Genomic DNA, 13,633 nt, shown 5'->3' with positions numbered 1-13,633 from the left:
CCGTGCCATGGTCATAGCGTGATTTCCTCCGTGTCGGCGCCGACGGCCGAGTGTTGTTCTGTCACCAGCTTCCGCTCCAGCTGCGCCATGACTTGATCAATCAGTTCATCCAGCGAGGAACCGTCGATCAAATGCGTGATGGCGACGGACACGCCCAGCGCGCGCTCCAATTCGTTGCGCAATTCCGCGCCGGTCAACGAGTCGACGCCCAGGTCCAGCAGCGAGGACTGACGCGGCAAGGCCGCCGGGCTGGACAGCACCGCGCGCAATTCCGCCTCTAGATAATCGGCGACCCGCGCGCGGCGCTCGCCGGCGGGGCGGCCGCGCAGTTGGTCGAAAGACAGAGTCCGCGCGCTCGCGGCCGGCGCACGGCCGACCAAGCCTTCAATCAGGCGCGGCAGATCGGGCTGCGCCGCGATCCGGTTCAGATCGATCGAGGCGGCCACCAGGTGCGGCTCGCCCGAGAACGCCTGCTCCAGCGCGGCGAAGGCCTCGCCTTCGCTCAGCGGGTTCAGACCTCCGGCGCGAATCCGTTCCGCCGTTTTCGCGTCGGCCGCGCCCATGCCCGCCGCCCAAGACCCCCAGCCGATGGACAGCGCCGGCCGCGCGCGCAAGCGTCGTCGCTGCGCGAGCGCGTCGAGATAGCCGTTGGCGGCGGCGTAGGCGGCCTGCCCGTGACGGCCCACCGCCGCGGAGATGGATGAATACAGTAGGAAGAAGTCGAGCGGTTCGCCCTCGGTCAAACGATCCAGCAAGGCCGCGCCGCCGGCCTTGGCGCTCAGGGTCGCGGCGAAGGCCGCGGCGTCCAGCGCGTCCAGCGTCGCGTCCCGCACAATGCCCGCGCAGTGCGCGACGCCGCGTATCGGCCTGCCGGCCATGGCGAGCGCGCCGCGCAAGGCGGCCTCGTCGGCAACGTCGGCCGCCGCCACGCGGACCTCGACGCCGTCGTCGCGCAAACGCGCGCAAGCGGCCTTCGCGGCATCGCCGGTTTCGCCGCCGCGGCTGATCAGCAGCAGATGGCGCGCGCCGCGACGAGCCAGCCAGCGCGCGGTCGCGAGGCCCAAGGCGCCGGTGCCGCCGGTCACCACGTAGGCGGCGTCGGCGTCCAGCGCCGGCAGCGCGGCCGCCGCGCCAACGCCCGCCCGCCGCAGCCGCGGCGCCAGCACGGTGGCGCCGCGCACCGCCAGTTGTTCTTCGGCGGCTTCATCGGCAAGCAGCGCCGCCAGTGTGTCGAAGGAGGCCGGCGAGCCGTCGATATCGATCGTGCCTCGCCAGGCTCGCCCCTGTTCGCGCCGCGCGACGCGCACGGCCGCGCTCAAGGCGGCGAGGACGGGATCGACGTCCTCCGCCGGCCCGGTCGCCGCCCCGCCGCGCGTAACCACGGCAATGGACGCCGACGACGTCGCGGCGCGCTCGCGCGCCAGCGCGCTCAGCAAGGCGCCGCGACGCGCAATGGCCTCCACCGCGTCTTCGCCCCCGGACGCGCGGTCGAAAGCAAGCACCAGGCCGGCGGAGCCCGCGTGGCGGATCGCGTCGATCTCGGCGGCCGCGATCACGCAGCGTTCGCCGGCGGCTTCCAGCGTGCGCGCCACTTCCGCGCACAAAGCCGGATCGCCGGCGACAATCCGCTCGCCCGATCGGCGCGCGCCGGCCGGCGCTTCCACCGGCTGCCAGGCGATGCGGTAAAGCGGCGACTCCGCGGTCGCGGGCCCTTCGTCAACCCAGTAAGACTGACGGTCAAAGGCATAGGCCGGCAGCCGCGCGACGCGGCGTCCGGCGCCGACCGGCGCCGGCCAGTCGACCGGCAGGCCAGCCACATAACGCCGCGCCAGCGCGTCCAGCCGCTCGGCCGGGCCGCCGCCCGCGTCGGTCTCGGGCGGCGCCGCGTCGCGGCCGAACGGCATTCCGCCGCACACGCCGCTGTGGACGGCCGCCGCCTCGCCGCGCGCAAAGCGGCCCAGTTCGCGCGCCATCTCCTCCGCGGTAGCCGCCGTCAGTGCGAGCCGATGCGGAAAATGCGAACGCGCAACGCGCGACGCGTGGCAGGCGGCCGCCCACGCCGAGGCGTCGAGTCCGGCCAGATGGTCCGCAAGCCGCGCCGCGTTGCCGCGCAGCGAGGCGTCGGATTTCGCGGAAACAACCAGCAACTGCGCGCCTTCGCCCGCGCTGGCCGCCGTTTCGCCGGCGGCCTCGCGCGGCGGCGCGACCAGCACCGCGTGCGCATTGGTGCCGCTGAAACCGAAGGAGCTGACCCCGGCGACGCAGGGCGCGTCTCCGCCGTCTATGCGTTCCGCGCCGAGCGCGAGGCGCAACGGCAGGGTGTCCCATTCAATGCCGCGGTTGGGCGTGCGCACATGCAGCGTGGCGGGCACCACGCCATGACGCACCGTCAACGCCGCCTTGATCAGCCCGGCGATTCCCGCCGCGCCTTCAAGGTGGCCGAAATTGCTCTTGATCGAGCCCAACAGCACGCGATCCGAGCGATCGCGGCCGGCAAACACGGAGGCCAGCGCCGCCGCTTCTATCGGGTCGCCCAGCGCGGTGCCGGTGCCGTGCGCCTCCACATAGTTCACCTGGGACGCGTCGATGCGCGCGGCGCGCAGAGCGGCCCGCACCAGCTCGCGCTGCGCGTGCTCGTTCGGCACCGTCAGGCCCGCGCTGCGGCCATCGTGATTGACGGCCGAGCCGGCGATCAGCGCGTCTATCGTGCGCCCGGCGGCTTCGGCGTCGGCCTGCCGCTGCAACACCACCACGCCGCAGCCCTCGCCGCGCACGAAACCGTCCGCGCCGTCGTCGAAGGAACGGCAACGGCCGCTGGGCGACAACATATGCGCCCGACACTCGGCGGCGGTGGACAGCGGCGACAACACCACATTGACGCCGCCGACGATGGCGATGTCGCACTCGCCGGCGCGCAGCGCATTGCACGCCAGGTGCACGGCGACCAGCGACGACGAGCACGCGGTGTCTATCGTCAGCGTGGGTCCGTGCAGGCCCAGCGCGTGCGACACGCGGCCCGCCAGCACGCTGGGCGCGTTGCCCGAAGCGGTGTAAAGATCGACGTCATCGGCCCGGCGGAAGCGGTGCGCGTAGTCCTGGTGCATGACGCCGGCGAACACCCCGGTGGCCGAGCCTTTCAGTTCCGCCGCCGTCATCCCGGCGCGCTCCACCGCCTCCCAAGTCACTTCAAGCAGCATGCGCTGCTGCGGATCCAGCATCGCCGCCTCGCGCGCCGAAATCCCGAAAAAGCCAGCGTCGAAGGAAGCGATATCGTCCAGAAAACTGCCGGTGCGGCAATAGATGCGGCCCTTCGCGTCCGGGTCTGCGTCGAAGTAGCGCTCGGCGTCCCAACGCTGGGCCGGCACCTCGCTCACGCCGTCCGCGCCGTCAAGCAGCCCCCGCCACAGCGCCTCCGGCGAATCGACGCCGGCGAAGCGGCAAGCCATGCCGACCACGGCGATGGGCGCGTGCCGCCGCTGCTCTGCGCCGTCCAGCTCGCGCTGCAAGCGCTCTATCTCGCGCAGCGCGTTCCGCATCAGCATAGTCGTGTCGATTTGGCTCATCGCGCGCCCTTTCTATTCAGTTCGTTCAATTTCGCGGACAGCATTTCCACGATCTCCTCCTGCGACATCGGGGCGGCGTCCGTCGGCGCGTCGATCTCGGCGGCGGGCGCGGCGGCGGGCGCCTCCGCGTCGGCCATGCCGAATACCGTCTGCGTCAGATGGTCCGCCAGCGCGGCTATGGTCGGATTCGAGAAAATCACCGTGGTCGGGATGGCCCGGCCGAAGCGCTTTTCCAGCAGTACGCGCAGATCGGTGATCAGCAAGGAATCCAGGTCGTAGTCGAACAAGGAGCGCTCGGGGTCCAGCGAGGCCAACGGCGTGCCCGTCACCAAGGCCGCGTCCTCCGCCAGCAACTGGAACAAGCGATGTCGCCGTTCGTCCGCGGGCAGCGCCAGCAGTTCGCTGACCGAGGACGTGGATCCCGCGCCCGGCTGCGCGGTGGCAATGCCGGCGAAGCGGCTGGCCGGCACATGCGGCGGCCATTGTTCGATCAAGCGCCCCCAATCGATGGGCAGCAGCACGAGATGGGCTGGTAGATCCGCCCCCAGCGCGATCTCGAAGGTGGCGCGGCCGCATTCGGCCTCGATCTGGCCGATGCCCAGCTGCGCGAGACGCCGCTTGGCGTTGGCGCTCGAACGGGCCAGCATGCCGACGTCCTGCCACGGTCCCCAGGCGATGGACAGCGCGGGCAGCCCCTGCTCGCGGCGGCGCGCCGCCAGCGCGTCGAGGTAGGCGTTCGCCATCGCGTAGGTGGATTGCCCCGGCGCGCCGAAGGCGGCCGCCGCCGAGGAGAACAGCACGAAGTGTTCCAGCGGGTAAGCCAGGGTGCGCTCATGCAGCAGCCAGGCGCCGCGAGCCTTGCCGGCCAGAGTAGCGGCCAGCGACGCCGGCGTGACGTCGCCGACCAGGCAGTCCTCCACCACGCCCGCCAGATGGCAGACGCCGCGCAACGGCGGCATGGTCGCGTCGATCTCGGCCAGCAACGCGTCGACATCCGCCTCCACCGCCACATCCGCCTGCCACACCTTCACTTCGACGCCGTCGCGGCGCAGAGCGGACAGCGTCGATTCGGCCGCGGCATCGGCCGGCCGGCGGCCGGTCAGCACCAAGGCGCGCGCGCCCAGCGCGGCCAGCCAGCTTGCAACGCGTAAGCCGAGTTCGCCCAACCCGCCCGTAATCAACCAAGTGGCGTCGGCCGAGAGCGCGAGATCGGCCCGAAGCGGCAGCGCGCGTTCATCGAAGCGCGGCGCGGTGACGGCGTCGCCCCACACGGCGACTTCGGTCTCGCGGTCAAAGCAGTCTAGGCCGCGGCGGATCGCCCGCGCGTCGCCCGCATGCAGCGCCAGCGTCTGAAGATGCGGCGTTTCCATCGCCACCGCCCGCGACAGCGCCTGCAGCGGCGCCGAGGCCGGCGCGTCCGGCGCCAGCACCACGGCGATGCGGCAAGGCCGCTCGCGTCGCGCGGCCGTGGCGAACAGTTCCAGCGCACCCGCGTAAACCGCCGGCGCCGGCGCGTCGCCGCGCGCCTCCAGCCCGCGGCAATCGACAATCAGGCCCGCCTTGTCGAAGGGAATATCATTCACCGCCGCCACCACGACGGCCTCCTTGCCTTCGTCGCGCAGCATCGCCGCCAACCCGGCCGCCGTCTGTCCCGCGCCGCTCAGGATGGCGATGGACGCCGGCAACTCGGCGGCCTCGCCGCCCGCCGCGTCGCGCCATTCCACCGCATAGCCCTCGCGCAGCGGCTCGACGCGCAGCAATTCATTGCGAGTGACCTCGCGCGACTCCAGGCCGGTCATTTCGAGCAGCACCTTGCCTGCATCGAACAGACTGGCCTGCCCCCGCTCGGCCGACGCGTGACAGCGCATCCCGGCGCCGGTCCGCCCTTGCAGCGCCAACCGCGCGATGCGCGTCGGCACAAAAGCCTTGCTGCCCTCGGGCCGCGCGGCCGCCGCCACCAGTTGCAACACCGAATCCAGAATCCCGGGATGCAATAACCAGCCCGCGTCGTCGGCGTCGGCCCGCATATCGCAAGACGCGTCGCCGTCCCCGACGACGATGTCCGACAAGCGCCGGAAGGTCGGCCCCATCACCACGCTGCGCGCGCGCAGCCAGCTATCCATCAGCTCGGTGGAGATCGCTTCTCCGCGCACCGGCTCCGACGGCGCCACGCCTGGCGCCTCGCCGGCGTCCACCCTGGCCGTGGCGTGGACGTCGGCGGACTCCAGCGTCAGCACCGTGGCTTCGAAGCCATCGCCGTCGCGCACCAGTTGCAACTGGACTTTGCGCGCCGCGTCCGGCGGAATCACCAAGGCCGCCGGGAAGCGCAAATCGCTCAACACGCAGGCGTCCGACCCCGTCAGCTCGCGCGCGCCGTCTGCGATCATCACCGCCAGCGCCGCGCCGGACACCACCACTTTGTCGTAGATCACATGGTCCTGCAGGAAGGGCAAGGCGGCCACGCTCCACTCCGCGTCGAAGAAGGTCGCGTCCAAGGCGGGCGCGTCCGTGCGTCGTCCGAGGAAGGGCGTCGCGCCCGCCGCCAGGAAACGCGGCGCGCGATCTATCCAGTGACGCTGGCGCTGGAAGGGATACGTCGGCAACGCCACCCGGTTGCCGTCGCGGTAGTGCTGCGCGAGATCCAGCGCCACGCCCGCGGTCCACAGCCGCGCCAGCGCGTCCGGAGAGGCCGGATTCAGCGACGCCATGCCGGCGCCCGTGCCCAACACCGTGTCGCCGAAGTCCAGCACCCGCTCCGCGCCGGCAGCCTCCAGCGCCTCGGCGGCGGCGGCGGCGCTAAGCGCCATCTCCGCGCGCGCCAGCTCTTCCCTTACCGCCTCCTCGCTGTCCAGCGGCAGGCCCGAAGCCGCGCTCACCCACAGCAAGGACGGCGCGACGGCACGGTCCGCGCGGCGCTGCCGCGCATCGTCAAGGCTCAGCGCGCCCGCCGCGAAAGCCGCGGCGAACACACCGTCGCCCGTCGCGCACACACTGGCCGGAACGACGCCGCTCGCTTGCCACAGCTGCACGCGGGCAAGCACCGCGTCCAGATCGCCCGCGCCGCCGAAGGCGAAGCTGACTTCCGGCGCGCGCGCCGGCGTTTCCCCCGCGATCACGCCCGCATCCGCCTCGCCGGCGGCGAAGGCGCGCAGCGCGCGTATCAGCGCCTGCCGGGATTCGGCGCGAAACGCCGCGCGCTTCTCCCAATGACGCCGCCCCAGGGCCGCCGTCAGGCAAACGTCCTCTATCCTCAGTTCGGGATGGCCTTCGAGAAAGTCCGCGTAATCCGCGCACAGCGCCGGCAAGGCCTCGCCGCGCGCCGACAACAGCAAGAGCGGCGCGACATCCGCCGTGCGCGGCGCGCGCGGCGGCGCCGCTTCGATGATCACGTGGGCGTTGGTGCCGCCGATGCCGAAGGAACTGACGCCCGCGCGCCGCAGCGGCGCATCCCAAGGCGCCGTTTTCGTCGGCAGATAGAAGCCGGCGTCGCCGCGCAACGCGTCTATCGCGCGTTCCGCGCCGACGGCGGCCGGAATCCGCCCATGCTCCACCGCCAGCGCGGCCTTGATCAGCCCGCAAGCGCCCGCCGCCGCGTTCAAATGCCCGACGTTCGCCTTCAGGGTGCCCAGCGCGCAGCGTGCGCCGGAGCGCTCGCCCAAAGCCGCGCCCAGCGCCGCCAGTTCGACCTCATCGCCGATCGCCGTGCCCGTGCCGTGCGTCTCGACATAGCCGATCGACGCTCCGTCCACCTCGCTGAACGCCAGCGCCTGGCGGATCACCTCCTGCTGTCCGCGCCCGCCGGGCGCGGTGAAGCCCACCTTGGCCGCGCCGTCGTTGTTGACCGCCCCGCCGCGAATCACCGCCATGATGGGATCGCCGTCGGCCAGCGCGTCCTCCAGGCGGCGCAACACCACCACGCCGGCGCCGTTGCCGAAGACCGTGCCGCTGCTGTCTGTGGTGAACGGACGGCAAGCGCCGTCCGCGGACAAAATGCTGCCCTCCTCGTACACATATCCCTGCCGCTGCGGCAAAGCGACGCTCACCCCGCCCGCCACCGCGAAATCGCACTGGAAGCTCAACAGCCCCTGCATCGCCTGGACCACGGCGACCAGCGAAGTCGAACACGCGGTCTGCAGCGTGATGGCCGGGCCGCCGAAGTCGAGCCGGTACGCAACCTGAGTGGCCAGATAGTCCTTGTCCACGCCCACCCATTGCTGCAGATAGCGGTTGGGCGACGCGCGGTCCAGCCGGTCGCGCACATGGTCAACGAGATAATCCACGCTGGCCGAGCCGGCCCAGACACCGACGCGCGCGCCGCGCGCCGCGCCGTGCCCTGCGCGTTCCAGCGCCTCATGCACGCATTCAAGGAAGATGCGCTGCTGCGGATCCATGGCCGCCGCCTGGGACGGCGGAATGCCGAAATAGGCGGCGTCGAACTGGTCGACGCCGTCCAGCGGACCGCCGGTGCCAACGAAGCCGGGCTGCCACAGCACCGTCTCCGGCACGCCTTCGCGGCGCGCCGCGTCCGCACCGAAGCGCTCGATCGCCACTTGGCCGTCGGCAATCATCGACCAGAACTGTTCCAGGGTGCTGACGCCGGGCAAGCGGCAACTGGCGCCGATGATCGCTACGGCGTCCACGGGTGTTGAGTGAGTCATTACAAAGCCTCCTTGCGTGCGCGTACGCGCTGTCGATAGGCGCGCGCGCCGTCGACGTCAATCATTGGGGAAAGGTCCGCGTCGCCCGAATCGGCACGCTCGGCGAGCGCCCGTATCGTGGCAAGCGAAAAGAAATCGACCAGCGGGGGAACGGCGACGCCGCGCGACGCCAACAGCGCGCGCAGCCGCACCACGTGCATCGACGTGGCGCCCGCGTCGAAGAAGCCCTGCTGGGGGTCTATCTCGACGCCGACCACTTCGGCGAACGCGGCCAGCATCGTCGCCTCCAGCGAGTCGTCGCGCCGCGCGGCCGCCGCGGGCTTCGCCGACGCGGGAGCCGGGGCCGCCAGCGCGGCGAGACGCGCGCGGTCCACCTTGCCGTTCGCCGTCAGCGGCAAAGCGTCCAACACCGTCACGTGATGCGGCTGCATATAGGCGGGCAGATGCAGAACCAGCTTGGCGCGCACGGCCGCAACGATATCTCCGTCGTAATCCGGCCGCGCGACCACATGCAGCTGGATGGCCGCCGCATTGTTGCGCCGGACCACCGAGGCCACCGCCCGCGCCAGGCAACCTGCGCGCATCGCCGCCGCTTCGATCTCGCCCAGTTCGATCCGATAGCCCTGCACCTTGACCTGCCCGTCCATCCGTCCGAGCAGCTCAAGCTCGCCGTCGGGTTGCCAGCGCGCAAGATCGCCGGTGCGGTAGAGCCTGCGCCCCTCGGCGTCGATGAAGAAACGGCGCAGGGTTTCCGCCTCGTTGCCCAGATAGGCGAGCGCGAGGCCGCGGCCGCCCAGCAGCAGTTCGCCCACCACGCCGTCCGGGCGCTCCCGGCCGTCCGGCGCGCGCACGAAACATTGCTGATTGGACAGCGGCCTGCCGTAGGGAATGGACGCCAGCGCCGCGTCCTCGGGCGCGATCGGATGCACCACCGACCAAATCGACGCCTCCGTCGCCCCGCCCAGGCTGATGGGCCGCAACGCCGGAAACGCGTCGCGCAGCCGCCCAGCCAGACCGGGCGCGATCCAGTCGCCGCTCAACAACGCCAGCCTCAGATCCGGCGAGCGCGGCGCGGCCACGTCCAGCAATAATTCGAGCACGGCCGGCACGGAATTCCAGATCGTGATCCGGCCGTCGCAGAGCGCTTGGGCCATCGCGTCGGGGTCCCGAGCCCGCTCGGGGAAAACCACCTCGCCGCCAACCGCGAGCAGACCGAAGATGTCGTAGACCGATAAGTCGAAAGCCAGCGAGGACACGCACAGCGTGCGATCCGCCGGGCCGACGGCGAAACGCTCGTTGATGTCGTCTATCGTGTTCGCCGCGGCCTCGTGCGCAATCAACACCCCCTTCGGCCGCCCAGTAGAACCGGAAGTGAAAATCACGTAGGCCGCGTCCCCGGCTTCAAGGTCCGGGGCCGGACCCGCGTCGCCGCGCGGCAGAGGCAAATCAAGACGCAACGCTTGCACCGGCAGCGTCCAGCCGCCCTCGCTCACCACCGCGTGGCGGGCGCCGGCTTCGCCGAGCAGCTCCTCGATGCGCGCGGCCGGCCAAGACGGTTCTATCGGCAGGTAGACCGCGCCCGCCATCACGATGCCCAACAGCGCAGCCACCGCCCGCGGCCCCGGCGCGACGATGGCCGCCACCACGTCGCCGCGGGCCACGCCGCTTTGCCGCAGCGCGCCGGCGATGTCCTCCGCCTGGCGCAGCAGCTCGCCGTAGCTCAGCGTCGCCGCGCCCTGCCTGACCGCGACGGCCTCCGGCGCGGTCCGCGCCTGCCGGATGATGGGCGTTTCCAGCCGGCGCGGCGCGCGCTCCGCCTCGGTGGCGTTGACGGCCTCTCGCCGCGCCGCCTGCTCCGGCGCGAGCCGGGCCACCGTCGGCCGCTCAAGGGCAGCGGCTTCAGTCGCCATCGTTTCCAGCGCGCCGAGGAAAGCGTCGAACATCGCGTCTATCATGCCCTCGGGGAACAACTGGGCGGCGAATTCCCACATCACCAGCAGCCTATCGCCGCGACGGCCGAGGACAGCGTGCAACGACACCTGCGGCGTCGGATTGGCCATATCAACCACGCGGCCAATACCGTCCAGGATGGACAGGTCGTCCGCCGGGTCGCCGGACAACAAACTGGTCAACACAACCGGCATCAATACCGGCGCGCCGTTGCGGCGGCTCAACTCGCGCAGGATAGACACGCCGGAGCACCACGGGGCGTCCAGATCCGCCCACACTTGCCGCTGCACCTCCCGGGCGAACGCGGCAAACGACTCATGGCGCTCGCTCAGCGACAGCAAAGCGTTGCTGGTGTAATCGCCTATCGCCTGTCCGGCCTGCTCCGCCCGCGTGTTGCAAGTCACATTGAGCGTGAACGCATGCGCCGCCGTCCACAGCCGCAAGGTGTCGGCGAAGGCGGCGATGCACAGCGAAGTCAGCGTGACCCCAAGCCCCTGCGCGCGCGCCGCCAACGCGGCGGACAGGGCGGCGGGCAATTCACGGCGGCGGCCGGCGAAGCGCGGTTCGGCCACGTCGGCCAGCGCCATCTTCATCGGCAATTCAGGCGCGGGCGCGATGGCTTCCACCCGACGCAACCAAGCCTCGCGCTGCTCGCCGGTCGGCGTCGCCAGCGTCATCGGCGTGATCAGTTGCGCGGGAACATCGCCGGCCGCTCCGCGCGCCAGTTCGGCCATCAGTTGCAGAAAGCTGCGCAGATCGCCGGCCAACAAGCCAAGCCGCATGTGCAGGATGGCCGTGCTGTCCGTCAGGCGGGTCACCGCCGCGACCACGGGCGGCCCGTCGCGCTCGGCCAGGCTCGCGCGCGTCGCCTCCAGACGTTCGGCGGCCTCCGCCGCATCGAGTCCGCGCAAATCCTGCGGCGGCAACAAGGGGTCGTAAGCGAGCGCGTCGAACACCCCGCGCCCGTCGGCGCCCACTATCATCCGCAAAGACGGATGGCGCGCGACCAGGCTCGCGAGACGCCGGCCCAGTTCCGGCGCGCGCGCGGCGTCGATCTCGAAGTCCACTCGGATGTGCGGCGACACGCTGCCCAGCGGCACGCCGCCCTGCTGGCCAATCCAATAAGCTTGCTGCATCTCGGACAGCTCGAACGGCTCTCCCGCCGCATAGCCGCGAACCGAAACAGGCGCAGCGCTTCCATCATGCCGGGCTCTGGCGGCAACGATCTCGCGCCTCAGTTGCTCGGCCGAGAGCGCGAACAGCGTCGCGAACGACAATTCCACGCCGTGGCGCGCCCGCGCCATGGCGGCAAGCCGCGCGGCCGACAGCGAATCCAGCCCCAGATCGATCAGCCTGGCGTCGGGCGTCGCCGCCGCGCCGGGCACAAAACTCGAGATCTCGGCGAGAATCGCATCGTCGCTCATGTCGGCGGCGTCATCGGCGATGATGCTCAGTTCACCGCGCAGCAGCGCGTCGCGGGTGGCGCTGCGCCGGGTTTTGCCGCTGGACGTGCGCAGGATGCTGCCGCGCCGCAGCAGCGCGACGCGCGCCGGCGCCACGCCGTGTTCCCGCGCAAGCGCCGCGCGAATCACCGGCAGAATCTCGCGGGCATCCGCCTCCTCGCAGCCGCCGCGCACCTCCGCGCCGATCAAAACCCCTTCGCCCTCCTCCCCGTCGACGGCGGCGGCGAATACGCGCCCCATTCGAATGGACGGGTGGCAGGCCGACACGGTGTCTTCGAGATCGTGGCTGTAAAAATTCCGCCCGCCGACAATGATCAAATCCTTCAGCCGGCTGGTCACGAACAGATCGCCGTCGTACAGAAAACCAAGATCGCCGGTTCTCAACCAGACGCCGTCGTCATCGGCCAGCCTCGCGCCGAAGATCTCGCGCGATTCCTCAGGGCGGCGCCAGTAGCTGTCGGCAACCGTGCTTCCAGACACCCAGATTTCGCCCACGACATCCGCCGCGCACGGCTCGCGCGCGTCCGGATCGACAATCCGGACGCGCGTATCGATCAGACTCGAACCGCAGGCCGCCAACTCAACCCCGTCCGCCTCTGGCGACACCCGGCCTCGCGCCAGCGCGTCTCGCCCGAAGCGCACGCCGCGCGTGCCCTCGCCGCATCGGCCAGCGGTCACTTTCAGCGTAGCCTCGGCCAGGCCGTAGCCCGGCGCCACCACGGACGGTTTCAGTCCAAACGGCGCGAAGGCCGCCTCGAAACGGCGCACTGTGTCGCAGCGCACGTGTTCCGCGCCGTTCAACGCGTAACGCAGCGACGACAGATCGGTCCCCGGCGCGAGATCCGCCGCGCGGTCCGCGCACAAGGCATAGGCGAAATTCGGCGCGGCGGTGTGGGTGCCCCGCCGCGCCTCGATGGCGCGCAGCCAGGACATGGGCTGGGCGACGAATTTCTCCGGCGCCATCAAATAGGCGGGAAAACCGCATTGCAAGGGAGTGAGAATGCCGTACACCAGGCCCATATCGTGAAAATACGGCAGCCAACTGATCATCACGCTGTCCGCGTCGTGCATCGCGCCGCGATCAAGATCCTCTATCGTCGCCCACAGCCCGGTCTGCGTGACCACGACACCCTGCGGCGTGCGCGTGGACCCCGAGGTGTACTGAAGCAAAACCGGACTGCCTTCGCCGGCGGCACGCAAAAAGGGCGCGGCGCCCTCGGTTTCGTCCGTGCGCATCCAGCGCAGGTCAGGCAAGGCGTCTCGCGCCTCAGCCGTCAGCGCGATGACCGCGCCGCAGTCCTCTGCGATCGCAAGCATCGTGTCCCGGCCGTGACGCGGCGCCACCGGCACGGGAATCACGCCGGCCAGGCAGCAGCCAAAGAAAGCCGGAAGGAAATCGAGAGGTTCCTGATAGACCAGCATCACCCGGTCGCCGGTCTCGGTCGCTTGCGCCAGACGCGCGGCGATGCCGGACGCCCGTTCGCACAGCCCCGCATAGCTGAGCGCGATGTTTTTCACCGGATCGGCCGACGCGTAGGCGAGACGATCGGGACTCGCCTCCGCCCGCCACAGCAACTGCCGGGCGATGCTCAGCGCTTCGCGATGCGGAAAAGCATGATGAGGTCCGAACTTGTCCGCGGCGGATATGCGCCGCGATGCGACATCGGAAGAGGAATACATTGCAAGACCTCCATGTATCGACAACTGCTCCGGGAATGCGCGGCGAGCGCCCATCGAAATAAGCCCGTGCGGCCTAAGTCGAATCGTCGCTTCGCCCTCACTGGGCCGACTTTCGCCGTCACCCTGCCGCTCGTTCAGCCACGGCGAATGCCGCGATGATCGCGAGGACTTTGAATACAGGCCGGGCCGTAGCCCGCCCCATTCAAGAAGCAGTCATGCTGTTTTGATATATTCCGACCTGTCGAAACCATGTCCTCGACAGGTTGGAGAGGATCATCCCTTCGTTTTCACGTAAGGATGCGTGACGCGTGCGCGGCGG

At 70.6% G+C, this 13,633-nt stretch carries 3 protein-coding genes; all 3 read right to left on the bottom strand.

Going from position 1 to position 13,633, the window contains the following annotated elements:
• Positions 1-11: 11 nt before the first annotated feature.
• The 3 genes from DXT74_RS09530 to DXT74_RS09520 are packed head-to-tail and all read right to left on the bottom strand — an operon-like array spanning position 12 to position 13,314.
• Entirely contained in the window at positions 12-3,563 is a 3,552-nt protein-coding gene (locus tag DXT74_RS09530) for an SDR family NAD(P)-dependent oxidoreductase (protein WP_194427831.1), read from the bottom strand.
• A complete protein-coding gene (locus DXT74_RS09525) occupies positions 3,560-8,221 on the bottom strand; it encodes an SDR family NAD(P)-dependent oxidoreductase (RefSeq protein ID WP_194427830.1) in 4,662 nt (1,553 codons plus the stop codon). The genes DXT74_RS09530 and DXT74_RS09525 overlap by 4 nt, the downstream gene beginning before the upstream one ends.
• The gene (locus DXT74_RS09520) at positions 8,221-13,314 is read right to left on the bottom strand and encodes an amino acid adenylation domain-containing protein (RefSeq protein ID WP_194427829.1); all 5,094 of its coding nucleotides are present in this window, start codon (positions 13,312-13,314) and stop codon (positions 8,221-8,223) included. The genes DXT74_RS09525 and DXT74_RS09520 overlap by 1 nt, the downstream gene beginning before the upstream one ends.
• Between the last annotated feature and the right edge of the window lie 319 nt (positions 13,315-13,633).

Source organism: Chromobacterium sp. Rain0013, from assembly GCF_015291765.1.
GTDB classification, from domain to species: Bacteria; Pseudomonadota; Gammaproteobacteria; order Burkholderiales; family Chromobacteriaceae; genus Chromobacterium; species Chromobacterium haemolyticum.
Note: the sequence above shows the minus strand (reverse complement) of the source record. Positions and strands in the feature narration are given on the sequence as shown.

Excerpts from the sequence above, each read along its gene's own strand:
- DXT74_RS09530 (WP_194427831.1), bottom strand. The coding sequence starts at position 3,563 with ATGAGCCAAATCGACACGACTATGCTGATGCGGAACGCGCTGCGCGAG.
- DXT74_RS09525 (WP_194427830.1), bottom strand. The coding sequence starts at position 8,221 with ATGACTCACTCAACACCCGTGGACGCCGTAGCGATCATCGGCGCCAGT.
- DXT74_RS09520 (WP_194427829.1), bottom strand. The coding sequence starts at position 13,314 with ATGTATTCCTCTTCCGATGTCGCATCGCGGCGCATATCCGCCGCGGAC.